Genomic DNA, 25,107 nt, shown 5'->3' with positions numbered 1-25,107 from the left:
CAGGCTTCCAAACCACGTACAAGGGCCCACATACCAAGACCGGGCGACCGAAGAAAAACAACTTCAAGGGAACTTTTCCCAATCTAATTAAGCACTTCCCGAGTCGAATCGCTTTCATCCTGTAAAATCCCGGCCTGGCCTCAGTCGTCATCGCGCCCGCCCTATCCGGGCCGGCACGCCGGTGTCCCGTGCTCTACCCAGCGCTTGCCACACTTCTCGCCCGACGACCGCCGCATTCCACGCGCTACGTGTGGCTTTCAATTCAAGACAACGACATAGCAATGCAAGCAACAAATCTGGGTGGAGCACAGGCTGTCACCCCACGCCCTCTTGGGCGCAGCGATTACAAGACGCTCGGCCTCGCCGCGCTGGGCGGGGCGCTGGAGTTTTACGACTTCATCATCTTCGTGTTTTTCGCGCCGGCGATCGGTCAACTATTCTTCCCGGCCGCGATGCCGGACTGGCTGCGTCAGGTGCAGACCTTCGGCATATTCGCCGCAGGCTATCTGGCGCGGCCGCTCGGCGGCATCGTCATGGCGCACTTCGGCGACCTGTTCGGCCGCAAGCGTATGTTCACGCTGAGCGTGCTGCTGATGTCGGTGCCGACGCTGATGATGGGCCTGTTGCCCACCTACGCCAGCGTCGGTGTGCTGGCGCCGGTGCTGCTGCTGTTGTTCCGCGTGATGCAAGGCGCGGCGGTCGGCGGCGAAGTACCCGGCGCATGGGTATTCGTTTCCGAGCACGTGCCGCAACGGCACGTCGGCTATGCGTGCGGCACGCTGACGGCCGGTCTCACGGCCGGCATCCTGCTCGGCTCACTGATCGCCTCGGCGGTGAACCGCCATTTCGCACCGGCGGAAATCTCCGCCTACGCGTGGCGCATCCCGTTCCTGGTGGGCGGCGTGTTCGGCATGTTCTCGGTGTATCTGCGCCGCTGGCTGCATGAGACGCCGGTGTTCGCCGAACTCAAGCAGCGCAAGGCGATCGCCGCGGAAGTGCCGCTCAAGGCCGTGTTGCGCGATCACGGCCGCGCCGTGATCGTGTCGATGCTGCTCACGTGGATGCTGTCGGCGGCAATCGTCGTGGTGATCCTGATGACGCCGACGCTGTTGCAGAAGCAGTTTCATATCGCACCGGCCACCGCGTTGCTTGCCAATTGCGTGGCGACGCTGTGCCTGACGATCGGTTGCGTAATGGCGGGCTCGATCGCCGGCCGCATTGGCGCGGGACGCACGATTTTCATCGGCGGCCTGGCGCTGGCGGCGTCGTACTACGTGATGTTCCAGCAGCTTGCCGTCGATCCGTCGGCACTGGTGCCGCTGTATGCCGTGGCGGGTTTTTTCGTCGGCGTGATCGGCGCGATTCCGTTCGTGATGGTCAAGGCGTTCCCGCCGGTCGTGCGGTTCTCGGGCATCTCGTTCTCGTATAACGTCGCCTATGCGGTGTTCGGCGGCCTCACGCCGATCGCCGTGTCGCTGATGATGAAGTCGAACCCGATGGCCGCGCCGCTGTATGTCGGCGCGCTGTGCATCGTCGGGGCTTTGACCACGTTCTTCATCGAGGATGCGCCGCGGACACAAACGCGTTGATTGCGCGTTGATTGCGTAGCATCGCAACGGCGCGCCACGCGGCGCGCTGTTGTTTCCTCCGGGCTCATGCCCTGCTTGACGCGTTGTTTTAGCGACATCGACACTTCACGCCGTCGCGAAACATGGTGCGCTGCATCGAACTTACGATGTATCGCATGAAAACGGCCAACACCTCCCGCACACCCGCCCTCGGCCGCATCCTTGCAACGGTCAGCGTCGGCTTCGTCGTCACGCAACTCGACGTGACCATCGTCAACATCGCGCTGCCGAAAATCGGCGCGGACCTGCATGCAAACGTCGCGGGCCTGCAATGGGTCGTCGACGCGTACACGCTCGCGTTCGCCGTGCTGATGCTGTCCGCCGGCGCGCTCGGCGACCGGTTCGGCACGCGGCGCATGTACGCGGCCGGCATCGTGCTGTTTGCGCTGGCGTCGCTGGCTTGCGGCCTCGCGCTAGACCCCGCCATGCTGGTCGCCGCGCGCGCGGGGCAAGGCGTCGGCGCGGCCGCCATGCTGCCGAACTCGCTGGCGCTGCTCAATCAGTCATACGGTCACGATCCGAAGCTCCGGGCGCGTGCAGTCGGACTGTGGACTGCCGCCGGCGCAATATCGATCGCGGCCGGTCCGGTGGCCGGCGGTCTGCTGATCGCGGCGTTCGGCTGGCGTAGCATCTTCCTCGTCAATCTGCCGATTTGCGTAGCCGGTTTGCTGGCGGCGTTGCTATGGGTGCCACAGCCTGAAGCTGCGAAAACAGAGCACCGAACCACGGCACGAGCCGGCGGGCGCCCGGCTCCACAGCATAGGCCCGGTCCGCGCGGCCTCGACCTGAACGGCCAGTGTCTCGCGATCGTCGCGCTAACCGCCCTGGTCGCCGCTGTGATCGAGTGGCGCCCGCTGGGTCTGGCGCATCCGATCGTCGCGGGCGGCTTCATACTGGGACTCGTTGCGGCCGTCGCCTTCGTCATGGTCGAAACGCGTGTGGCCGCGCCGATGCTGCCGTTATCGCTGTTCAGCAAGCGCACCTTCAGCGCGCCGGTGCTGTTCGGCATCTGCGTGAACCTGACTTACTACGGCATGGTGTTCGTGCTGAGCCTGTATCTGCAGCGGGCACGCGGTTATACGCCGTTGCAGGCCGGCCTCGCGTTTCTGCCCTTGACGGGCGGCTTCCTGATTTCCAACGTGGCTAGCGGCTGGGTGGTCGGCCGTTATGGTGTGCGCGTGCCGATGATCGCCGGTGCGGTAACCGCGGCGCTCGGATATGGGCTGCTGCATCTGGTCGATGCGTCGACACCGCTGCCGGGTCTCCTGCTGCCGTTCCTGTTGATTCCGTCGGGCATGGGACTCGCCGTTCCGGCGATGACGACCGCTGTGCTTGCTTCGGTCGAGCCGCAGCGCGCGGGTACCGCGTCAGCGGTATTGAATACGGCGCGTCAGGCCGGCGGTGCAGTGGGCGTGGCTGCTTTTGGCGCACTAGCGAGCGGGACGGCATCCACCCACATCGTCTCCGGCCTGCAGGCCGCAGCCGCGATCTCCGTTGGACTGCTGGTGCTGGCCGGCGCCTTCGCGTGCCTCGTCCATCCCGAGCCGCACACGCGGACGGCGAGCGAACGCAAGTCAGAAGCAGCCGAGCCACGCTGATCGCCACCGGCCGCCGCACGACGCTTAAAGCGACGCCTCCTGAATCGTGCCGGTGTCGATGGCGCGCTCGATCAGCCCTTCGCTTTGCGCCTTGCTGATTGCGTCGGCGATCAGCTTTTCCGGCTCGACGATCTCGGCCTTGATCGTGCCGATAAGCCCGGATGCATCCAGAATCACCAGCGTTTTGGCCGAATCGGCAAGGCTGATGATGACGCGATGCGGCGTGGGTCCTTCGCCGAGACTCGCGCACAGTTGCATGACCTTGCCACCAATGGTTTGCTCGAAACTTCGGATCATTTTTTGCTCCGTTGATGACGGCCGGGATCAAAAGCGACCCGCGTGGCCTGCCTTATCAGCGATTCAGCCCGCCGCGTGGCGCACGCGCGCCGTCGATACTGATACGCCCCGCTCCGGTCACGAACAGCAGCAGGAAACCACCGGCGATACCGATGTTTTTCCAGAAATGGATCACCATGTCGCGTTGCAAGGCAGGATCGGCGACGTTCCAGAAGTCGTGCCCAAGCACCGCCGTTGCCACGGTATACACCGCCATGATGAGCGCAAGCGGACGCATCTTGAAGCCGACGATCAGGAACAAACCGCCAAGCGCCTCGACGGCGGTCGCGACCGGTGCGGCGACCTGCACGAACGGCACGCCTTTCGAATGCAGATAGCCGACGAAACCCGCATAGCCCAGCAGTTTCATCACGCCGCCCCACAGAAAGAGCACGGCAAGGGCGATACGCGCGATGAAGATGACGCCGGAATCGACGGGACGCGTCATGAGTGGGCTCCTATAAATGAATAAGCAGCAGACCCGGCCGGGCGGCCGCAGTTCCCCGACTTGCATCTGAGAATAGGCGTATAGCCCGCCTATTCCAAGCTCGGGCAGAAGCGAGCGGCGCGCTGCGCGCTGCAATTACCGCGGGGTATCCGGCGCGAGCAACACACCCTTGGTCAATAGAAAGCAGCCATAACCCCGCTCTTCGCCAGTTGCGATCACGCAATACGCTTTACGCGCGCGCTCATAAAAATCGAACCGCTCGAACGAAGCAAACGGCACGTCGCGCCCTTCCGCGGCATTGACTTCGATCTGCGCTTCGCGCTGCACCGCCGGGAGCGTGTTTGGTTCGCCCACCACTTCCATCCGCGAAGCAGGATGCTCGATGAACGTATCGAGCGGCATCACCGACAGAACCGCTCGAATCGCACGCGGCGCGCTCACGCCGTCGAGGCGAAGCAGCTTGCCTAGCACCGTCGCATGCGCCACTGAAGCGCCCGGGAAATTCGCGTCGCAAATCACCAGCTCGTCGCCATGTCCCATCGAGCGTAGCGCGTGCAACACATCGGCATTCAACAGCGGGTCCAGATTCTTCAGCACGGTGTCTCCTTGGTGTCCGATTGGAAGGCTGACCGTCCGGGTTCGGCCGGCCAGCCCCGATAGGGTGTGCCGATCGACTCCCGACCGGCTCGCATTGAACGTCGATTATGGCCGAATTGACGTTCGGCCGTTCTGCACGAAGTGCGGCGTCGCATCATCGCGCCACTGCCAGCGCAGCCATCCCACCAACGCCAGCAGCACGAGACCGGCGCCGCCCAGCACCGGCTCGCGCCAGGCTAGCAACGCGGTGAACGTGAAAGCACGCGCACCGGCGAGCAACGCGAATCCAGTGATCGCACTGCAAAGGGTATCGACGGCGCCCGAGAGGCGCGCGAACTTGGCACAAGTACCGGGAGCGGCAGCGGGCTCGAGCATGATCGTCTCAGTGAGAAAGCGTTGCAGGTTGTCAAGCGGCGCCAGGAACCTGGTCGAGGAAGCCGGTCACGGTCTGCAAGCGGCCGTTCGCGTCGACCTGTCCGAAGTCGGAACCCTTGACGATCGCCGCGCCTTCGGGTGTCGCCAGTTCCCACGAAAAGCGCAACCGGTTCGCGAAGCTGTCCACTTCCGTCGTGCGTCGAAACGTGTGATGCGGGAAACGCTCATGCACCGCGCGGATCATCGCGTCGATACCGTCGTGTCCCGCGCCCGAGAGCAGCGGATCGAGGTAGTCGGCATCGACGGTCCATGTCGCGGCGATCAGCTCGCGACGGCGCGCCGCATCGGTTTCATTCCAGGCATCGAAGTAACGGTCGATCAGGTCGGTATGCGCGTTCATCACAAACTCCTTGAGTGGCATCAGTGAGCGCTACGCTCGGCAGACACGGTGTGTGCGGCGGGCTCGGAAACAAGATTGGCGGCTTGCGTGCGGCGCGTCGATTACGTCGCAGGTAAGCATGCGCACTCACCGCTGCGCTGAACATGGCCTCGATGCCGGCAGGATTGGCCATCTGGCCGAATCGTCAGGGACGGCACCAGCCGCTAACCTCGTGTGACAAATGGGGGCCGCGCGGCGCGAGCACGCGGCATGGCGACGAACTGAACGAGCGCGGACACGAGCCGCTTTTTTAAATATGGTTTTTACACTTGCAAAAACGTATCCTGACGGATACACTCATCAGCAGATCGGTTCACCACCTGTGCACACGATCAACCGCACCGAGGAATTCGATCGCTGGCTTGCCCGCCTCGCAGACCTCAAGGCGCGGGCGAAAATCCTGGTCCGGGTGCGGCGCGCCGAGCGCGGTCATTTCGGCGACGCAAAGCAGCTGGAAGACGGTGTGTCCGAAATGCGTATCGATTGCGGTCCAGGCTATCGGGTCTATTTCGCGCGCCAGGGCCGCATGGTGTATCTGCTGCTCTGCGGTGGGGATAAGTCCACCCAGTCAGCCGACATCAAGCACGCCAAAACAATGTGGGCTGCAATCAGAAAGGAACTGTCATGAGCAAGATCAAAACCGCCCGGTTCGACGCATCGCACTACCTCGATAGCGAGGAAATGATCGCCGAGTACCTCAACGCCGCGCTGGAAGAAGGCGACGCCGACCTCCTCCTCGCCGCGATAGCCGACATCGCAAAAGCGCGCGGCATCACGAAGGTCGCGGCCGACGCCGGGCTCGGACGTGAAAGCCTTTACAAAACGCTCGCGCCCGGCTCCAAGCCGCGTATGGATACCGTGTTCAAACTGCTGCACGCGCTCGGCATCAAACTCAACGCAGTACCGGAGGGCGTGGCGTCTGCCTGATCTGCGCCCGCCATGTTTCGGCCCCGGCTTGAACTGGCCGCCGCTATCCGCCACTGCGCGCAAAGGTGCACGCGTTTGATTTCTTGCGAAGCAGGCGTGGCGGGATATCGTAACCATGCGCGTCCAGCGCCTTTGTTCGGGTTCCTGGCAGCGAAGCCATCAACCAGGCCATCCGTTTTCCCGGGCATTCCATTACCTGTCAGGTAATGGATCGCCAGCGCGCTTTGGCTATCATCGGCAGCATGAACGCACTCTCTCTCGCGCAAACCATTCCGTCGAACGCGTCGACGGCCAGCCGCACCGTCGGCGATCTGCTGCGCGAATGGCGGCAGCGGCGAAGAATGAGCCAGTTGCTGCTCGCCGCCGAAGCCGATATTTCGACGCGGCATCTGAGCTTCGTGGAATCGGGCCGGGCGGTGCCGAGCCGGGAAATGGTCATGCATCTTGCCGAGCGGCTCGACGTGCCGCTGCGAGCTCGCAACGCATTGCTCGTTGCGGCCGGCTATGCGCCAATGTTTCGCGAACGTCCGCTGTCGGACCCGCAGCTCGCCGCCGCACGCGGGGCGGTCGAATTGGTGCTCAAGGGGCACGAGCCGTATCCGGCACTCGCCATCGACCGCCACTGGACCATCATTGCCGCGAACAACGCGCTCGCTCCGTTGCTGGCTGGAGCGAGCCCGGCGTTGCTGAAACCGCCGGTCAACGCGCTGCGCCTGAGCTTGCATCCGGACGGCATCGCTGCGTCGATCGTCAATTGGCATCCATGGCGCGCGCATGTGCTGGCTCGACTGCAGCGGCAAATCGAAGTAAGCGGTGACGACACGCTGAGCGCACTGCGCGACGAGCTGGCGGCCTATCCTGCACCGCTTGACGCAGACGCAACCGGGCACGACAACACTGCGATCAGCCAGATCGCGGTACCGCTGCGGCTACGCACACCGATTGGGGTGCTCTCGTTCTTCAGCACAACCACCGTGTTCGGCACACCGGTCGACGTGACGCTATCGGAACTGGCAATCGAAGCGTTCTTTCCCGCCGACCAGCAGACCGCTGCAGCATTGCGCGAGTTCGCCGAAACCCAACGCGCGGAAACTCAGACTGCCGGAACAGCGAAGCCGTAGCCGCGGGCCGCTGCCCCGATGCCCGCACCGCCGCGCGCCTTGCGGTCTCCTGTTACAAACGACGTCTGCCCGATAACGACTGCCGGCATCAACCTCGGTGCCAGGACAACCGCTAGAAGTTACAAATACGCGCCTGTTTGTAACCGGGGCCTCGCCGATTTGTTACGCATCTGATTTGTCCCTATTGCAACGCCAATAGCCGGTATTTATTACTTTTATTGGGCTTGCTTTCTATTTCCTTTCTCGCCAAAGAGTGACTTTCCGGCTCCCCACCTGCACTTCTTTCGTCTTCCGGGTAGTCCGACCAGGCTCCCACCACACAAGGGTTTGCACGGATCAGACAAAAACGTTCGCCGGCCGGAAAGCGGCTCAGCCATATCTATTACAGCACCGTGAAATAGTTACCGAAATTTGATGTATCTTTTTGAGATATTTTTTTAAGAAGGGATTGATTTCTTGTTTTGCCCTTCATACAATTCGTCCCAAGCTGTTACGAAATGTAACGTCCTGTATCAAGAAGTCGCGATCTGTATCAGGTGGTGACATGTAGCCGGAGGTCATCGTTTCCGGCGAGGCAGAAAAGACATAACGGCAAAAAAAGCCGACATAGTAATTCGGGGCTTCGGAAACAGAGAAAATGGACCGCAGCAGCGAGACGCTGGATTCAATCCGCGAGATTAACTTGTCTTACATCATGCTCGCGCAACGTATGTTGCGTGAGGACAAACCGGTCGGGATGTTCCGGCTGGGACTGTCATCGGAACTGGCTGATTTGCTTGCCGGGCTGTCGCTCGCGCAGATCGTCAAGCTGGCCGCTTCCGATCAGCTTTTATGCTTCTTCCGCTTCAACGACCACTCGATGTTGTCGGCGTTGACGCAAACGACGAAGCATGCGGCAGTTGCACCGACTCACGCGGCTATCCTGCTTGCAGGCCAGCCTGCCGAGCAGTTTGCTTAAAACGAGGTGACTGCGATGCTCAAGCGTAGCCTGACGGAAGACGCACAAGAAGTATTCCGTGCCATCGCACTGATCGAACTCGGCGCGCGCATGCAGGTGCTCGAAAGCGAATTGACGCTGTCGCGCGACCGCATGATCCGCCTGTATCGCGAGGTCAAGGGTGTATCGCCGCCCAAGGGCATGCTGCCGTTCTCGGCGGACTGGTATATGACGTGGCTGGCGAACATCCACGCATCGTTGTTCTACAACACGTACCTGTTCCTGAAGAACGAAGCGCGCTGCTCGCATCTGGATGCGCTGACCAAAGGGTATCGGCTGTATCTGGAACATTGCCGGCACAGCGAAACCGAACCGGTGCTGGATCTGACGCGTGCGTGGACGCTGGTGCGCTTCTTCGACGCCGACATCCTGCAACAGACCAAATGCTGCCGTTGCACCGGCAAGTTCGTCGCGCACAAGCACGATCTGCAGCACAATGTCGTGTGCGGAGCCTGCCAGCCGCCGTCGCGCGCCGGCAAGACCAAAAAGGCTGCCGCCGCCCGTCAGGAAGCCCTCGAAGCGTCGCAAATCGCGCAAGCAGCCTGAGTCGAATTGAATCGATGCGGGCTGGTCCGGCCTGAATCGAACCGAAGCGCCTGAAAAAAGAGGTCCGCCATTGTCGCGGACCTCTTTGCTTTATCACTCTCTTTTTCTGCGCCCGGCGTTTCGGCTTCCGGCGCCAAGCCGGCTCGACTCTCAGTCCACCCACCCCACCGTCTGCACCACCAGCCACAGATTCGCCGCGCTGATCGCCACGAACAGCGCCCAGGCGAGCAGCCGCGTCGGTAGCCGGTTGGCGAATTCGCCCATCAACGAACGATCGTTAGTCATGCGGATCAACGGGTAAAGCGCGAACGGCAGTTGCAGGCTCAGCACGACCTGACTTGCCACCAGCAGTTGGCCGACCGCGCCGTTGCCCATCATCTGCACGCCGATCAGCGCCGGGATCAAGGCCAGTGCTCGCGTGATGAAGCGCCGCTGCCAGCAGGGGATTTTCAGCTTCAGAAAGCCTTCCATAATGACCTGCCCGGCCACCGTGCCGGTGAAAGTCGAACTCTGTCCCGAGGCCAGCAACGTGATCGCGAACAGCACCGCCGCGAAACCGGTACCGACGATCGGCGCGAGCAGCTTGTACGCATCTTCGATTTCGGTGACCTGGTTGTGGCCGGTCGCATGGAACGCTGCGCCGGCAAGAATCAGGATTGCCATGTTGATCAGAAGTGCGATCACCAGCGACACAATCGTATCGATGCGCGACATGCCGATCGCCGACCTGATGCTGGCTGAATCGCGCTTCACCGCGCGTGTCTGCACGATCGATGAATGCAGATAGAGGTTATGCGGCATCACCGTCGCACCGAGAATGCCGATCGCCAGATACATCGGCTCACGTGCGCTGAGCGCCTGCCACGACGGAATCAGCCCTTGCTCGACCGACGGCCAATGCGGTTTCACCAGCGCCAACTCGATGATGTAACCGACGCCGATGGTCGCGATCAGCCCGAGCATGATCGCTTCGAGATCGCGGAAATTCTTGCCCTTCAGGCCGAGCACGATCAGCGTATCGAATGCGGTCAGCAACACGCCGGTCGTCAGCGAGCACTTGAATAGCAGATGGAAAGCCAGCGCACCGCCGAGCACTTCGGCCAGATCGCAGGCGACGATCGACAACTCCGCGAGCAGCCACTGGACACGCGCGACGCGGGGCGAATAACGCGTCCGCGACAGTTCCGCGAGGTCCCGCCCGGTGGCGATGCCCAGACGCATGCTCAGGCATTGCAGCGCCATCGCCGCGAGACTCGACAGCATGACGACGAACAGCAGGCTGTAGCCGTAACGCGAACCGGCTTCGATATCAGTGGCCCAGTTGCCGGGGTCCATGTAGCCGATCGAAATCAGCAGGCCGGGTCCCGCGAATTGCAGGATTTTTTTCCAGAAAGGTGCGCCTTGCGAGACGGCGACCGTGCCTTGCACCTCGGATGGGCAAAACGGCGCTGTTGCGGTGGTCGGTAGTTTGAGCTGCAATCCGGTGGTCTCTCGAGGTGGATGAAACGCGGCGCGCCTCCCGGGCCGCCGCGAAGCCCCTCAAGTGTACAAAGAAACGTCCGGCAATGTCCCGCTTAGCGCATAGCGGCCGACATCGCGCACGCGATAGTCGAGCGGATCGTGCAGCGTGTGCACGCGCGCGTTGCGCCAGAAGCGATCGAGCGCGAGCGGCGCGTGCGTCGAGCGGGCGCCGCAGGCGTCGAACAGTTTTTCGCTGACGTCGAGTGCGGCGCGGTGTGCGAGAATCTTCGCTTCCGAAGTCGCGAGCGCGACGTGCGCGCGTGCTTCGGCGGCGAGCGCCGGGCCTTGTTGCCATGCGTCTTCGAGCGCATAGGCGGCGCGCGTTGCCAGCGCTTGTGCGCTGACCGTTTGCAAACGCATCTCGCCGAAACGCTGGATCAGGTAGGGATCGTCGGTGGCTTTCTCGACGCCTGAACTGATCCATGGCTTGCCGTGCTGCGTGACATAGGCGCGCGCCTCTTCTAGCGCGCCCTGCGCGATGCCCACGAACAGATTGACCAGCACCTGCTGCGAGATCAGCGTGCGCAGACTTGCGTATGGCGCGTCGGCGCGCGCCAGCACTTCATGCGGTTCGACCTCGACCTGCGCGAACGACACGCTGCCGCTATCGGTCTGCCGCTGACCGATCGGGTTCCAGTCTTCATGGACGGTGATGCCCTCGCGCGTCGTCGGTACGACGGCAAAGACCGGTTTGCCGGTTGCCGGATCGTGCGCGGATACGGTCATCATCTGCGAGCCGCGCGTGCCGGAGCAAAAACCTTTCTGGCCATCGAGACGATAACCGCCATCGCCGGTTGCGCGCGCAGCGAGTCGCGTGTCGAGCGGATTGACGGCGTTGCCCCACCACCAGCGCCCCTTCACCGTGCCGCTCAGATAGCGTGCACGTTGCTCGGGATTGCCCCATACATCGACGCTGACCACCTGCAAGCAGGTGAAGCCCAGCAGATGCGCGAGCGCACTGTCGACCCGCGCAATCGAACGGATCGTTTCGTAGATGTCGGGCCAGCGCGCACCGGCGCCGCCGAATTCGCGCGGCACGGCCAGCGTCAGCAGCCCTGCGTCGGCGATCCATTGTTTCTCCTGCGCGGCGTGGCCACCGTCGCGATCGCGTTGCGCGGCGCTGGCACGCAATGCGTCAAGCAAGCCGGCGAGATCGCGCACCGCAGGCGCAGCGGATGTCTGCAACATTTCCCGCGGCTCGGGACGACGAGCTTCGTTCATGCAATTTCCACGTAAAGAGGTTTGGCGGGCGGCACGAGAGTTGTCAGCGCCGCTCTCCAGATGCGGTGCGGATCATGATAGACGGCAGCAAACCAGCGGTCTACGAACGAATTTCTGGAAGGAAAGTGGGAAAAATGATTTGCAAGCACCGCACGGTGCAGACGATAAAAAAACGCCGGGCCGCGCCTACGCGCGACCCGGCGTCCATCACCAGCCAACTAACTATAAAAAGCAACGCTACCGCTTCGCCACCTGCTCAGAAGCCTCAGATACAGCCGCAGGTGCGGACGCAGGCGCAACCGCCCCCACCGCCGCATCAGGCGCCTTGACATCCCCCCAACCGCCGCCCATCGCGCGAATCAGATTAACCGTCGCAACCGCCTGCGTGCCCGACAAATGGCTCGCCTGAAGCTGCGAAATCAGCACCTGCCGCTCGCCGTCGATCACATCCAGATAGCTGACCGCACCTTCCGTGTACTGCGTGCGCGACAGATGCGCGGCCCGCTGCGATGCCTCTACCGCGTTGTTCTGCTCGCGCATCTGATCGTCGAGCAAACGCAGATCGGCAAGGTTGTCTTCCACCTCGCGGAACGCCACCAGCACCTGCTGACGATACTGTGCGACATCCTCGTCGTACTTCGAACGAGCCTGCGCGAGATTCGCCTTGCGGCGGCCGCCGTCGAACAGAGGCAAAGTCAATGCGGTACCGGCGAACGGCCCTAGGATGAACGCGCGGCTCGACCACTTAAACAGATCGCCGAGCGTCGCCGATTCATACCCGAAGGCGCCGGTGATATCGAGCTTCGGGAAGAACGCCGACTTCGCCAGACCGACCCGCGCATTCGCCGCGGCCATTGCCCGCTCCGCCGCCGAAATATCCGGCCGCCGTTCGAGCAGCGCCGACGGCAAACCAGCCGGCACGCGCACCGTCATCGGCACGAGCGGCGCTTCCGCGAACGAGAAATCCGCCGGCGGCTTGCCGAGCAGAATCGCGAGACTATGCTCGGAGGCAGCCCGTTGACGCGCTACGCCCACCGCATCGGCACGCGCGCTCGCCAGTTCATTGCGGGCTCGCGACACATCCAGTTCGCCGATATCGCCTTCCTTGAAGCGCCGTTCGGCCAGCTTCAGCGCGTCCTCGCGCAGCGTCACGGTACGGCGGTACAGATCCTGATCCGTATCGAGCTCGCGCAACTGGAAGTAGTTCTGCGCGACGTCGGCCTGCAGCGACAGTTGAACCGAGCGGAACAGTGCTTCGCTCTGCTGCTCGTCCGCACGCGACGCGTTCACGTTCGAACCGACCCGCCCAAACAGATCGGCTTCATACGACGCCCCGACCTGAGCGCGCCAGATCGTGCCCGTCGTACCGCCCGCGCTATCCGGCTGGAATTGCGATGCCGCCGAGGCCCGTTCGCGCGTCGGGCCGAAGCCCGCATCGAGCTTCGGGAACCAGTCCGACTTCGCCGCCTGCGTCACCGCACGCGCCTGCTGCACGCGCGCCGCAGCCGCCTTCAAGTCCTGGTTGGCCGCAGCGGCCTGCTGCTCCAGTTCGTTGAGTTTGGCATCGCCGAAAACCGTCCACCATTCGCCGCGATGCGCATCGTCGGCGGGTTGCGCCGGCTTCCACGTGCCGGTGTCCTGCGGCGACGCGACCGGTGCCTCCTTGAACGCGACCGGCGTATCCACCTCCGGCCGCTTATACGTAGGCTCCACGGAGCAGGCTGCGAGCAGCGCCACCAGCAAACCGCTGGCTGCCGCCCGGCCCCATCCGTTCAAAGATTCAAACCGCTTCATTATTGTTCTCTCCTCAGGCGTCCGACGCCGGCAACGCATAGTGCGGCGCGTCTTTCTGCGCGACGTGAATCGTCCCGCCCGCCAGCGTACGCAGCGCCACATAAAACACAGGGGTCAGCATCAGGCCGAACAAGGTCACGCCGAGCATGCCGAAGAACACCGCGATACCCATCGCATGACGCATCTCCGAACCGGCCCCGCTCGAGAGCACCAGCGGCACCACGCCCATGATGAAAGCGATCGACGTCATCAGAATCGGACGCAGACGCATACGGCTTGCCTCGATTGCCGCCGACAGCGGCGTATGCCCGTCATGCTCGAGTTCGCGTGCGAACTCGACGATCAGGATCGCGTTCTTCGCCGATAGTCCCACCAGCACCATCAAACCGATCTGCGTGAAGATGTTGTTGTCGCCATGCGTGAGCCATACGCCGGTCAGCGCGGACAGCACGCTCATCGGCACGATCAGGATCACCGCGAGCGGCAACGTCAAGCTCTCATACAGGGCGGCCAGCACGAGGAACACGAGCAGCACGCTGATCGGGAACACCCACAAGCCGGCATTGCCCGCGATAATCTGCTGATACGTGAGGTCGGTCCATTCGAGCTTCACGCCGTGCGGCAAAACTTCGGCGGCCACGCGTTCGGCCGCGGCCTGCGCCTGGCCCGACGAGAAGCCCGGCGCCGGCCCACCGTTGATGTCGGCAGCCGTATAGCCGTTGTAGCGCACCACCATTTCCGGGCCATACGTCGGCGTCACCGTCACCAGCGACGACAACGGCACCATGTCGCCCGCGGCGTTACGCGTTTTCAGCTGCAGGATGTCGTCGGCACGTTGACGGAACGGCGCATCGGCCTGCACCCGCACCTGATACACGCGGCCAAAGCGGTTGAAGTCGTTCACGTACAGCGAGCCGAGATAGATCTGCATCGTGTTGAACACGTCTGTCACCGGCACGCCGAGTTGCTTGGCCTTCACGCGATCCAGGTCGACGTTCAATTGCGGCACGTTGATCTGATAGCTGGAGAAGGTCGGGCCAAGTTCAGGTGTCTTCGCGGCCTGCTTCACGAACGCTTGCGCAGCCTTGTTCAACTCCGCGTAGCCGACCGCGCCGTGATCCTCCAACTGCATCTTGAAGCCGCCCAACGTGCCGAGACCCAGCACGGGTGGCGGCGGGAACACCGCGACGAACGAATCCTTGATCGCGCCGTACTGCTGGTTCAACGCACCGGCAATCGCACCTGCCGAGAGCGCCTTGCTGCTGCGATCCTTGAAAGGCTTCAACGTGACGAACACGATGCCCGCGCTCGAACTATTGGTAAAGCCGTTGACCGACAAACCCGGGAACGCCACCGCGCTTTCCACGCCCGGTTGTTTGAGCGCAATCGCGCTCATATCGCGGATTACCTTCTCGGTGCGATCCAGAGACGCGCCGTTCGGCAACTGCGCAAACGCGATCAGGTATTCCTTGTCCTGCGCCGGCACGAAACCGCCCGGCACGACGCGCGAGATCAGCACCGTTGCGCCCAGCAGGACCGCGTAGACGGCGAGCATGGCGCCCTTACGGCGCAGCACGCCCGTCACGCCGCGGCCATATTCCGTCGAGCCGCGATGAAACACCTTGTTGAAGCCCTTGAAGAAGCGGCCGAGCACACGATTCATCACACGCGTCAGGAAGTCTTCCCTGGCGCCGTGACTGCGCAGCAGCATCGCGGACAAAGCCGGCGACAAGGTCAGCGAGTTGAATGCCGAGATCACGGTCGAGATCGCGATGGTCATGGCGAACTGCTTGTAGAACTGGCCCGTCAAGCCGGTCATGAAGGCGAGCGGCACGAACACCGCAACCAGCGTCAGCGCAATGGCGATAATCGGCCCGCTCACTTCCTGCATTGCCTTGTAGGTCGCATCACGTGCACTGAGCCCGCTTTCGATGTTCCGCTCGACGTTCTCCACCACCACGATCGCGTCGTCCACCACGATACCGATCGCGAGCACCATCCCGAACAATGACAACGCGTTGATCGAGAAGCCGAACGCGAGCAGCAACGAGAAGGTCCCGACAATCGACACCGGCACGGCGATCAACGGAATGATCGATGCACGCCACGTTTGCAGGAACACGATCACCACAATGACCACCAGCGCGATCGCTTCGAGCAGCGTATGGATCACCGCTTCGATACTCGAGCGCACGAACTGCGTCGGGTCATACACGATCTTGTACTCGACGCCCGCCGGCATGTCTTCCGCCAGCTCCTTCATCGCGGAACGCACCTGATCGGAAATCGCGAGCGAGTTCGCGCCCGGCGCCTGGTTGATTGCCAGCGCCACAGCAGGTTTGTTGTCGAGCAGCGAGCGCAGGCCGTATTCCGACGCCGCCAGTTCGACACGCGCGATGTCGCGCAGATACGTCACGCCGCCGTCCGGCGCCGTCTTGACGATGATGTCGCCGAATTCGCCCTCGGTCTTCAAACGGCCACGCGCATTCACCGACAACTGCAATTGCGTGCCCGGCACCGATGGCGATGAGCCGATCACACCGGCTGCCACCTGAATGTTCTGCTCACGAATCGCGTTGACCACTTCAGTCGCGGTCAAGCCGCGTTGCGCCACCTTCTGCGGATCGAGCCACACACGCATCGCGTAGTCGCCCGAACCCCACAGTTGCACTTCGCCGACACCCTGAATCCGCGCGAGCCGATCCTTGACGTTGAGCAGCGCGTAGTTGCGCAGATACGTCATGTCGTAGCGATTGTTCGGCGAGATCAGGTGGACCACCATCGTCAGCGTGGGCGAGCTCTTGATGGTCGTGATGCCGAGGCGTTGCACGTCTTCCGGCAGACGCGGCAGCGCCTGGTTGACGCGGTTCTGCACCAGCTGCGTCGCGAGGTCCGGATTGGTGCCGAGCTTGAAGGTGACCGTCAGTGTCAGGTTGCCGTCGCTATTGGCTTGCGACTGCATGTACAGCATGTTCTCGACGCCGTTGATCTGCTCTTCGAGCGGCGAAGCCACCGCTTCGGCGATCACTTTCGGATTCGCGCCCGGATACTGCGCGTGCACCACCACCGAAGGCGGCACGACTTCCGGGTACTCGGAGATCGGCAGCTTGAAGAGCGAAATGATGCCCGCCAGCAGGATCACGACCGATAGCACGCCAGCAAAGATCGGCCGATCGATGAAGAATTTGGATATGTTCATTGGAAGCTCTTAACGTTGGAGCATGCGCGCGCGACCGGAACACAACCGGAGCGCGGCGCACTAGGCTCACGAATTCTTGTCCGCCTTCGCACGCGTTTGCGCGAGCGGCGCGCTGTTCGGATCCTGATCGGCGTCCATCGGCACCAGGTGGGCGCGCACCGCATCGCCCGGGCGCACCCGCTGGATGCCGTTCACCACGATCCGGTCGCTAGCCTGCAAGCCGCCCTTGACGACGCGCAGGTTGCCCTGCATGCCGCCCACCGATATTTCGCGGTACACGACGTGGTTGTTCTTGTCGACTACCAGCACGAATTTCTTGTCCTGATCGGTGCCGACCGCCGCGTCGTCGATCAGGAGGGCCGGATGCGGCTCGCTGCCGCCGACCTTCACACGCGCATACAGACCCGGAATCAATGCACTATCCTGGTTATCGAAGCGCGCGCGCACGCGAATGGTGCCGGACGACGTGTCGAGCCGGTTGTCGACCGATTCGATCGTGCCGCTGCGCGAGTAGCCGCTTTCATCCGCGAGACCGAGGTCGACCGGCACCTTGCTGCCGTCTTTCGCGCGGCTCAGGTATTGCAGATAGGTTTGTTCGTCGACGTCGAACGATGCGTAGATCGGCGAAACCGACACCAGCGTGGTCAGCGGCGTCGAGCTCGCGCCCGCCGACACGACGTTGCCCACCGTGATCTCCGCGCGCGAGACGCGGCCCGCCACCGGCGCGACGATCTTCGTGTAGCCCAGATTGATGCGGGCGGTTTCGACGGCGGCTTGTGCGGCTTTCAGGTTGGCGCTCGCTTCGCGCGCGGCGTTCTGCTTCTCGTCGTAGTCGCGTTTGGCGATTGCGTTGTCGGTGATCAGGCGTTGCGCGCGTTCCCAATCGCTTTGCGTGTAGCCCGTGCGCGCCTGAGCGGCCGCCAGCTGCGCTTCGGCGCGATCCACTTCGGCGGCGTACGGACGCGGGTCGATCACGAACAGCGTGTCGCCCTTCTTCACGAGCGCGCCGTCCTTGAAATTGACGGACACGATCGTGCCCGGCACCTGCGAGCGCACGTCCACTTTTTCGACTGCTTCGAGGCGGCCCGAGTAACTCTGCCAGTCGGTGATGGTCTTTTGCACCACAGTGGCGACGTCGACTTCCGGCACGATGGTGGGCGCCGCGGGCGAGCTCGCGTCCACGCGGATCGCGCCGAACGTGCCCAGCCCGGCCACGACTGCAACGGCTAGAACGGCAATCGCCAGACGGCGACGGGAAAGAGGAAGGATAGTCATGAGAAGCTCCCGGTATCGTTGATTAAAGTTCTGTTTATCGATGGGCGCGCGCATCGAAGCGCCACTGAAAAAACCGCACGGCTTCCTGCAACGCAGGCGGATGGTCGGCCAACGCGGCGTGTGAGACGCTCGGATAGCGGACCACCTGGGTCAGCACGCCGGCGTCGATCAGACTGCTAGCGTATTTCTCCGCTTCCACATGCAGCACGTCGTTTTGCGCCGTCGCGATCAGCGTGGCCGGCAGGCCCGCGAGGCGCGACGATTCGAGCGGCGCGGCATACGGATGCATGCGTTGCGACGCTTGCGGCAGATAGGCGCGATAGCACGCCGCGCATTCCTTCGCGGTAATGTCCGAGCCCAGGCGCTGCTCGTCGCCGAGGCGCGTCAGGCTTGGATCGAGCATCGGTCCGAACAGCGCCTGCGCGGCGATGCGCACGTCGCCACGGTCCCGCGCGATGAACGCGAGGCAGTTGGCCAACTGCCCGCCCGCATCGTGGCCCGCCACACCGACCTTCTTGCTGTTGCCGCCGAACGCGCGCGCCCGGGTCTGCACCCACAGCGCCGCGCGGTGCGCGTCTTCAGGCGCCGCGGGAAACGGAAATTGCGGCGCCAGCGAATAACCGACCGATACCACCAATGCCGGTAAGTGTTCTGCGAAATAACGTGCGGCGAAGTCGGCCTGATCGATCGAGCCCTTGGTAAAACCGCCGCCGTGGAAATAAAGCAGTACCGGCAGTGCGGTTTTCTGCGGCTGCCGGTATAAACGCAACGTGATGTCCTGTGCGTGTCCTTCGATTTGTACGTCGGTGACGTCCAGCGCCGTGCTGTCGGCCTGTGCCGGACCGCTGCCGGCAGGCACAAAAGAGTACGGCGGTTTAAATGCATCCATGTCGAGCCGCGCAATGCGCATAGAACTTCAATGGTGCGAATTGTGGGTTCGGCAGACTCGTAAATAAATGCCTATAATCCGGCAACACAATTCGGCGTCTCTGAACAATCGAATCAATTGCTCTGCTGATTCGCTCGTCTGCTCAGAACGCCCGCCCCTTCTGGAGGTTTGCAATGGACCGGCTTCAGGCCATGCAAGTGTTCACGCGTGTCGTCGACACAAACAGTTTTACCCGTGCAGCGGAAACGCTCGATCTGCCGCGCGCATCGGTCACCACCATCATTCAGAATCTCGAATCGTTTCTCGGCACGCGTCTGATGCACCGGACTACGCGCCGCTTGTCGCTCACGCCGGACGGTGCGGCGTACTACGAGCGTTGCGTGCGCATTCTTGCGGACGTTGAAGAGACCGAGGCCAGTTTTCAGAGCGGCAATAAAAAGCCGCATGGCAAGCTGCGCATCGACATGCCGGGATCGATCGGCCGCTTGCTGGTGATTCCTTCGCTGTGTGAATTCCACACACGCTACCCGGACATCGACCTGCAACTCGGACTGACGGACCGGCCTGTCGATCTGTTGCAGGAAGGCGTTGATTGCGTGGTGCGAGTGGGCGCGCTGCAGGATTCGTCGCTGGTGGCGCGGCGGATCGGTTTGTTCGAGGGCGTGACGTGCGCGTCGCCGGACTACATCCAGCGCGCGGGCGTACCCGCCTCGCTCGAAGATCTCGAGAATCACAAAGCAGTCAATTATTTTTCGAGCCGCACGGGGCGCACGATCGATTGGGCCTTCATGGTTGATGGCAAAGAAATTGAAGTGAAGATGAAAAGCATCGTGTCGGTGAACGACGCCGATGCCTACGTGACATGCGGGATGGAAGGCTTCGGCCTGATTCAGCCGGCGCTCTTCATGGTGCTGCCGCATCTGCGTTCGGGCCAGTTGGTCGAGGTGTTGCCTGAGCACAAGCCGTTACCGATGCCGATTTCCGCAGTCTATCCGCACAGTCGGCATCTGTCTCCGAAAGTCCGTGTTTTCGTAGACTGGATTGCCGAGTTGTTCGACCGCTGCCCGTTGTTGAGCGGCCGCGGCACGCTTGACGCGACCTGCACGAAACGTACTTTTGAGGAACGCGAGTCTGCTCCGACGCTCGATACGCCGGTGATAACGGAGTGGGTAGCTTAATTCGTGTTGATTTGAAGTACAGTAATTGAAACACTGAATTCCAATCGCGGCTCCAATGCCGCGATTGCTTGAGTTGCCGCGATTGTTCTGAAAACGCGACAATTCATTTCGCGAAAGTGCGATTTATCCGCATCGGCTCAGCGCTTACATTTCACCCTGTCGCAGCGCTACTTGTGCTGCAAACGAATCGACAGGAGTGAATCATGAAACGTCAACTCATCGCAGGGATTGTTCTTTCGCTGCTCGCCAGCTCGCCGGTATTCGCTCAAAGCAGCAGCGGAGGAATTGGTCACGCCGGCACCTACGAAACGCAACCCACGCCGGGCACGAGCGGCAAGACACGCGCTGAAGTGCAAGCCGAACTGGTTGCTGCGTATCGCGATGGGTCGTTGCCTTCGCTGAACCGGACGACCTACCCGAACAAAGGGTTGATCGGCCAGACGCAGGCCGCTCGTATTGCGTTACAGGAAGGCAGCGGCGGCGACGTTACTCGCGTTGCACGCGGGCAGTAAGCGGCGGCGCCGCAATGATTCGGTTTCCAAAAGAAATTTTCATTGCGGTGCCCGGTGTGCACTCTTTATAAAGGAGCTCGTCATGAATCCATCCGAACTCGATCACTGGGATACTGATGCGGCGGTCTGGACGCCGTATCGGGCGCCACAACGATAGGTTATTTTTACCTACGCGGCGGTTTTGGTTGTGTGCCTGCGGTGGTGGCCTTTCGCTGATTTGTTAGTGGTCTATTAGGCGGTGGCCTTTCCTTGATTTGTTAGTGGTCTATTAGCGTTCCCCCTGTGCGGGGGGGCACCTACTTTTCTTTGGCGGCCGCAAAGAAAAGTAGGCAAAAGAAAGCGGCTTCACACCGCCAGCTTTTAAGCGGGTCCCCTGGCTTGGAGGAGGTAGTGGAGCATCTGGAATCGGTGTTCTCGAGCACTCCGCGCGGGTGACAAGGCAGTCATCCTTCCGGCGGCGCTGCGCGCACCGTAGCGGTGCTTCACAAAACCGTCGAGCCCGTTGGGCCCGTCGAACCCCGCGGACGCTTCCGGCGCCTGCTGTGGTTCACGCGTAACGGGCCTACCTTTGCTGCGCTAGCGTCATTTGCGGCTGCATTTCTTTGCTTCGCTGGCGCAACTCGCGGCTGCGTCTCGTTCAGCGAAGTGGCCCCCACTTCGGCGACTGCATGTCATTCGACGAAGTGGCCTGCAATTCTACAACTGCGTCTCGTTCGGCGAAGTGGCTCGCATTTCCGCAATCCGGCGACTCGCCGAGGCGAAGCCGATGGCCCCCACCATGCGCAAACGAAGCCACTGGTTTCCCTGGCAGACCCGCCCGCGGCGCACGTAGTGCGAGGCGGGAAGAATGATGCCGGAGGCGCCAATCCGCTATCGGTGTTGTGAAGTACCGCCACGGCGCGCGTAGCGCCGCCGGAAGTATGACTGCCTTGTCACCCGCGCGGAGTGTGCGAGAACACTGATTCCAGATGCTCCACTACCTCCTCCAAGCCAGGGGACCCGCTTAAGAATTAGCGGTTTGAGCCGCTTTCTTTTGCCTACTTTTCTTTGCGGCCGGCAAAGAAAAGTAGGTGCCCCCCCGCACAGGGGGAACGCTAATAGACCACTAACAAATCAGGGAAAGGCCACCACCGCAGGCACACAGAAAAAAGCCCACTGCCGCAGGCATACAACCAACAGCGCCGCGCAGACAAAAAAAAACAACCCCCTAACGCCGCGGCACGGCGTCCCTCCACTCGCTCCAATGCGTAGCGATATCCTGCACAAGCGGATTTCCAGACCGGAAGAGGTTCTCAATAGCAATAGTAAAACCCCCTTGCGCAGCATAGTTCAGCAGATTATCCGCACTAGACTGCCCATCGTAAGGACGATCAAAATCAGACCCGGCCCGCAGCACAGCGACCCGATTCAAGTCGACCTTATGCACGGAGGCCGCGCGCTTAAGCGCCTCATAAGTGGCGTTATCCTCTTGCTGCGTGGTGCAATAAACGCCTTTGTTATCGGTCAGAATCCTGGTCCAATCCCGAGCCCGCTGCCCAAGCAGCGTCCCTGACCACCATGTATCACCTGCTAACGTATCGCACTGGACAACCGTAGGCGGCCGATTAGCAGGCGCATAAGAATACTTGGCCCGAGCAGCCTGAGCCTGCGCATTATCAGCCAGCGCGACACTACGGGACAAAGCAAAAGCGGTATCCGCAAGCTGCGTATTCAACTGAAAAACTTCAGTCCGATAATCGAGCGGCGGCTTATCGGCAGGACTCTTCGTATTGATCCCCAGGTAACCGGTATTCCAGCCAGGAGGAATCTCCCGTCCATCGATCTCCCACTGAATCCCGAAGTCGACCAGATACTTCGCCCACGCGGCAGACCCAACCGTCCCCTGCTGGGGATCGATGCCGGCAATCCCAGCCACCATGAAATACGTATGCCGCAAATCGAACCGCGGAGAAAACGTCAAAGCCATGATCGACGCGGCAGCGTTGCTATGCCCCATGCCGGTAGTCATGACGCACACGTCCTGCTTATTGCAATGAACATTCGGGTAATCGGGCGACAATCCATCGACCGGAATGTCACGCCATGGCCCGAGCCGGTCGAGCCACACCTGGCCCTCCGGTCCGAACATCGAAATAATCATGACCTTGACCGGCCGTCCGCGCGAGCCGCCGTCGCCTTGCGCGAAACCGTCGTTGTCGTCCGCGTTGGCGGGTCCGGCCGAAAAGGCCGCGCAGGCCGCCAGCGTAATAGCGGAGATTGCACCGAGTGTGCGAGTCAGCATCGTGTTCCTTCCTTTTGCTTGTGATGCGGATTGGGAGAAGGTGCTGCTTTCAAGCCGAAAGAAGTATAGATGCGAAGAAATTATTTTCCACTATGAGACGCACCGTTTTTCCGTGCCATTGTCAAATCCTGCTCGGCAAAGCATGTGGATCGGTTTGGCAATTGCGCCCGGCCATTTCCTATAATCGAAGGTCCGCTATCCGCACCGCCTTTGTGCACTTCAAAACAGGAGCACCACGATGGACTATGTGAAACTCGGCCGCACCGGCCTCGATGTATCGCGTCTTTGTCTCGGTTGCATGAGCTACGGCGTGCCGTCTCGCGGCACGCACCCCTGGTCGCTCGGCGACGAAGCGGCACGCCCGTTCATCAAACAGGCGCTCGACCATGGCATCAATTTCTTCGATACGGCGAACGTCTATTCCGACGGCACCAGTGAAGAAATCGTCGGCCGCGCGCTCAAGGACTTCGCCAGGCGCGACGAGATCGTGCTGGCCACCAAGGTCAACAGCCGCATGCATCCGGGCCCGAACGGCGCCGGTCTGTCGCGCAAGGCGATCATGGCCGAGATCGACAACAGCCTGAAGCGCCTCGGCACCGATTACGTCGATCTGTATCAGATCCATCGCTGGGACTACACCACGCCGATCGCGGAAACCATGGAAGCGCTCCATGATGTCGTGAAGGCCGGCAAGGCGCGCTATATCGGTGCATCGTCGATGTATGCGTGGCAGTTCGCCAAGGCGCTGCACGTCGCCGAAAAGCATGGCTGGACGCGTTTCGTGACGATGCAGAACTACGTGAACCTGCTGTATCGCGAGGAAGAACGCGAGATGCTGCCGCTGTGCGAAAGCGAAGGCATCGGCGTGATACCGTGGAGCCCGCTGGCGCGCGGACGCCTCACGCGCGACTGGAACACCGAAAGCGCACGCTCGGAAACCGACGCATTCGGCCATACGCTTTACGCGCAAACCGAAGACGCGGATCGCCGCATCGTCGAGCGGGTCAGTCAGATCGCCAACCAGCGCGGCGTACCGCGCGCCCAGGTGGCGCTCGCGTGGGTGCTGCAAAAGAAGCCGATTACGGCGCCGATCGTCGGCGCGACCAAACTGCATCATCTGGACGATGCGGTCGCAGCGCTGTCGTTGAATCTCAGCGCGGACGAAATCCGCCAGCTCGAAGAACTGTATGTGCCGCATGCGGTAACCGGCTTCCAATAACCGGCAGATCTGCGAGGAACGAAGATACGTTGCTCCCGGTGAAGTGGAAAACGCAGGTTCAAACGCGCGGCACGTCCGGTTCGAAAAACACCCAGCGCACTTGCGGAAACGCTGCCTGCAAATCGGCTTCGATCACGTTGATTGCATCGACCATCGCGCGGCCGCTCGCGTAGTCGATCATTTCCGCCTGCACCGCCACCACGACATGCCGGCCCCATTGCAGCGTAATCATATTGATGATGCCGCGAATCTCGCTACGCGCGCGCAGGTGCGCCTCGATCGCACGACGCACTTCCGGGCTCGCCGATTCGCCGACGATCATCGACTTCACTTCACGCGCCACCAGCCACGCGATCACCATCAGCAGCAGGCCCACGCCGATCGAGCCCAGCGCGTCATACAGCGGATTGCCGGTCACCATCGTCAGCAGCACGGCGGCGAACGCGATCGCGAGACCGGCCAGCGCGGCAATATCTTCACCCGCGACCACCAGCAGCTCGGATTCGCGCGTCTCGCGAAACCAGCGCCACATGCTTTTGTCGGGATTCGTCTTGCGGATCTCCTTGACGGCGCCCCACAGCGACAGCGCCTCGAGCACCACCGATACGCCGAGCACAACCAGCGCCACATACGCATACTGCAGCGGCTCGCGCGCAAACAGACGATGCACGCCCTCGTACACGGAAAACGCACCGCCGACAAAAAACAGCAGCAAGGCGACGAGCAGCGAATAGAAATTGATTTCGCGACCCTTGCCCATCGGATGCAGCGGGCTCGCCGGTTTGCGCGCTTCGCGCAGGCCGAACAGCAACAGCAGCTGATTACCGCAATCGGCGGTGGAGTGAATGGCTTCGGCGAACATCGAACCGGAACCGGTGAACGCGGCTGCGGCGAACTTGCAGACGGCGATGCCAAGGTTGGCGGCGAGCGCATACAAAATGGCTTTCGGCGATTCTTCTTTCATCGTCGTTAATTGTTTTCCGTGAGTTTTCGGAGCGCTTTCGGT

General features: G+C 62.0%; 23 protein-coding genes. 10 read left to right on the top strand and 13 right to left on the bottom strand.

From position 1 onward, the window contains the following. The first annotated feature begins 281 nt into the window (after positions 1 to 281). Positions 282 to 1,589, top strand: coding sequence for an MFS transporter (locus SB772_RS27715; RefSeq protein WP_410836369.1), 1,308 nt, complete (start codon positions 282 to 284; stop codon positions 1,587 to 1,589). A 146-nt stretch (positions 1,590 to 1,735) separates the two neighbouring features. Continuing rightward, complete coding sequence (locus tag SB772_RS27710; RefSeq protein WP_410836368.1) at positions 1,736 to 3,226, top strand: MFS transporter; 1,491 nt, start codon at positions 1,736 to 1,738, stop codon at positions 3,224 to 3,226. A gap of 24 nt (positions 3,227 to 3,250) precedes the next feature. Here the strand turns inward: SB772_RS27710 and SB772_RS27705 are convergent, their stop codons facing one another. The 5 genes from SB772_RS27705 to SB772_RS27685 form a co-directional block, all read right to left on the bottom strand. Beyond that, positions 3,251 to 3,523, bottom strand: coding sequence for a hypothetical protein (locus SB772_RS27705; protein ID WP_410836367.1), 273 nt, complete (start codon positions 3,521 to 3,523; stop codon positions 3,251 to 3,253). A gap of 55 nt (positions 3,524 to 3,578) precedes the next feature. Continuing rightward, the gene (locus SB772_RS27700) at positions 3,579 to 4,010 is read right to left on the bottom strand and encodes a DoxX family protein (protein ID WP_410836366.1); all 432 of its coding nucleotides are present in this window, start codon (positions 4,008 to 4,010) and stop codon (positions 3,579 to 3,581) included. A 135-nt stretch (positions 4,011 to 4,145) separates the two neighbouring features. Continuing rightward, positions 4,146 to 4,607, bottom strand: a complete 462-nt coding sequence (locus SB772_RS27695; protein ID WP_410836365.1) for an RbsD/FucU family protein — start codon at positions 4,605 to 4,607, stop codon at positions 4,146 to 4,148. Positions 4,608 to 4,712: 105 nt separating this feature from the next. Next, positions 4,713 to 4,982, bottom strand: a complete 270-nt coding sequence (locus SB772_RS27690; protein WP_410836364.1) for a hypothetical protein — start codon at positions 4,980 to 4,982, stop codon at positions 4,713 to 4,715. Positions 4,983 to 5,013: 31 nt separating this feature from the next. Then, entirely contained in the window at positions 5,014 to 5,382 is a 369-nt protein-coding gene (locus tag SB772_RS27685; RefSeq protein ID WP_341318687.1) for a nuclear transport factor 2 family protein, read from the bottom strand. Between the two features lie 295 nt (positions 5,383 to 5,677). Here SB772_RS27685 and SB772_RS27680 point away from each other — a divergent pair, with 295 nt between their 5' ends. The 5 genes from SB772_RS27680 to flhC all read left to right on the top strand — a co-directional run bounded on the left by SB772_RS27680 (position 5,678) and on the right by flhC (position 9,012). Continuing rightward, positions 5,678 to 6,049 (top strand): type II toxin-antitoxin system RelE/ParE family toxin, encoded by a 372-nt coding sequence (locus SB772_RS27680; protein WP_410836363.1) that lies wholly within the window; start codon positions 5,678 to 5,680, stop codon positions 6,047 to 6,049. Next, positions 6,046 to 6,348, top strand: a complete 303-nt coding sequence (locus SB772_RS27675) for an addiction module antidote protein (protein WP_410836362.1) — start codon at positions 6,046 to 6,048, stop codon at positions 6,346 to 6,348. Before SB772_RS27680 ends, SB772_RS27675 begins: the two co-directional genes overlap by 4 nt. 206 nt (positions 6,349 to 6,554) lie before the next feature. Then, positions 6,555 to 7,469 carry a helix-turn-helix domain-containing protein gene (locus SB772_RS27670; protein WP_410836361.1) on the top strand — a complete coding sequence of 305 codons (915 nt, stop codon included), beginning with the start codon at positions 6,555 to 6,557 and terminating at the stop codon, positions 7,467 to 7,469. Positions 7,470 to 8,106: 637 nt separating this feature from the next. Continuing rightward, positions 8,107 to 8,427 (top strand): flagellar transcriptional regulator FlhD, encoded by a 321-nt coding sequence (flhD, locus tag SB772_RS27665; RefSeq protein WP_028194930.1) that lies wholly within the window; start codon positions 8,107 to 8,109, stop codon positions 8,425 to 8,427. 15 nt (positions 8,428 to 8,442) lie between these two features. Next, positions 8,443 to 9,012: a flagellar transcriptional regulator FlhC gene (flhC, locus tag SB772_RS27660; RefSeq protein WP_410836360.1), complete on the top strand. Its 570-nt coding sequence runs from the start codon at positions 8,443 to 8,445 to the stop codon at positions 9,010 to 9,012. Between the two features lie 150 nt (positions 9,013 to 9,162). Here flhC and SB772_RS27655 read toward each other — a convergent pair whose 3' ends face one another. The 6 genes from SB772_RS27655 to SB772_RS27630 all read right to left on the bottom strand — a co-directional run bounded on the left by SB772_RS27655 (position 9,163) and on the right by SB772_RS27630 (position 18,911). Continuing rightward, the gene (locus tag SB772_RS27655; protein ID WP_410836359.1) at positions 9,163 to 10,491 is read right to left on the bottom strand and encodes an Nramp family divalent metal transporter; all 1,329 of its coding nucleotides are present in this window, start codon (positions 10,489 to 10,491) and stop codon (positions 9,163 to 9,165) included. Between the two features lie 60 nt (positions 10,492 to 10,551). After that, complete coding sequence (locus SB772_RS27650) at positions 10,552 to 11,721, bottom strand: acyl-CoA dehydrogenase family protein (RefSeq protein WP_410836485.1); 1,170 nt, start codon at positions 11,719 to 11,721, stop codon at positions 10,552 to 10,554. 270 nt (positions 11,722 to 11,991) lie between these two features. Continuing rightward, positions 11,992 to 13,548, bottom strand: coding sequence for an efflux transporter outer membrane subunit (locus SB772_RS27645; protein ID WP_410836358.1), 1,557 nt, complete (start codon positions 13,546 to 13,548; stop codon positions 11,992 to 11,994). Positions 13,549 to 13,561: 13 nt separating this feature from the next. Continuing rightward, the gene (locus SB772_RS27640; RefSeq protein ID WP_410836357.1) at positions 13,562 to 16,747 is read right to left on the bottom strand and encodes an efflux RND transporter permease subunit; all 3,186 of its coding nucleotides are present in this window, start codon (positions 16,745 to 16,747) and stop codon (positions 13,562 to 13,564) included. A 66-nt stretch (positions 16,748 to 16,813) separates the two neighbouring features. Continuing rightward, positions 16,814 to 18,022 carry an efflux RND transporter periplasmic adaptor subunit gene (locus SB772_RS27635; RefSeq protein WP_410836356.1) on the bottom strand — a complete coding sequence of 403 codons (1,209 nt, stop codon included), beginning with the start codon at positions 18,020 to 18,022 and terminating at the stop codon, positions 16,814 to 16,816. A gap of 34 nt (positions 18,023 to 18,056) precedes the next feature. Then, entirely contained in the window at positions 18,057 to 18,911 is an 855-nt protein-coding gene (locus SB772_RS27630) for an alpha/beta hydrolase (RefSeq protein WP_410836355.1), read from the bottom strand. Between the two features lie 173 nt (positions 18,912 to 19,084). Between SB772_RS27630 and SB772_RS27625 the strand changes: the two genes are divergently transcribed. Further along, positions 19,085 to 20,089, top strand: a complete 1,005-nt coding sequence (locus SB772_RS27625; protein WP_410836354.1) for a LysR family transcriptional regulator — start codon at positions 19,085 to 19,087, stop codon at positions 20,087 to 20,089. 203 nt (positions 20,090 to 20,292) lie between these two features. Further along, positions 20,293 to 20,601 carry a DUF4148 domain-containing protein gene (locus tag SB772_RS27620; protein ID WP_410836353.1) on the top strand — a complete coding sequence of 103 codons (309 nt, stop codon included), beginning with the start codon at positions 20,293 to 20,295 and terminating at the stop codon, positions 20,599 to 20,601. 1,207 nt (positions 20,602 to 21,808) lie between these two features. Here SB772_RS27620 and SB772_RS27615 read toward each other — a convergent pair. After that, positions 21,809 to 22,882: a purine-nucleoside phosphorylase gene (locus SB772_RS27615; RefSeq protein WP_410836352.1), complete on the bottom strand. Its 1,074-nt coding sequence runs from the start codon at positions 22,880 to 22,882 to the stop codon at positions 21,809 to 21,811. A gap of 238 nt (positions 22,883 to 23,120) precedes the next feature. Between SB772_RS27615 and SB772_RS27610 the strand changes: the two genes are divergently transcribed. Further along, positions 23,121 to 24,101: an aldo/keto reductase gene (locus SB772_RS27610; RefSeq protein WP_410836351.1), complete on the top strand. Its 981-nt coding sequence runs from the start codon at positions 23,121 to 23,123 to the stop codon at positions 24,099 to 24,101. 58 nt (positions 24,102 to 24,159) lie between these two features. Here the strand turns inward: SB772_RS27610 and SB772_RS27605 are convergent, their stop codons facing one another. After that, on the bottom strand, positions 24,160 to 25,065 hold the full coding sequence (locus SB772_RS27605; RefSeq protein WP_410836350.1) for a cation diffusion facilitator family transporter: 906 nt from the start codon (positions 25,063 to 25,065) through the stop codon (positions 24,160 to 24,162). Positions 25,066 to 25,107 lie beyond the last annotated feature (42 nt).

This window comes from Paraburkholderia sp. SIMBA_030, assembly GCF_046535245.1.
In the GTDB taxonomy this organism is placed as follows: Bacteria; Pseudomonadota; Gammaproteobacteria; order Burkholderiales; family Burkholderiaceae; genus Paraburkholderia.
The sequence above is the reverse complement of the archived record's forward strand: the minus strand, read 5'-3'. Positions and strand labels throughout refer to the sequence as shown.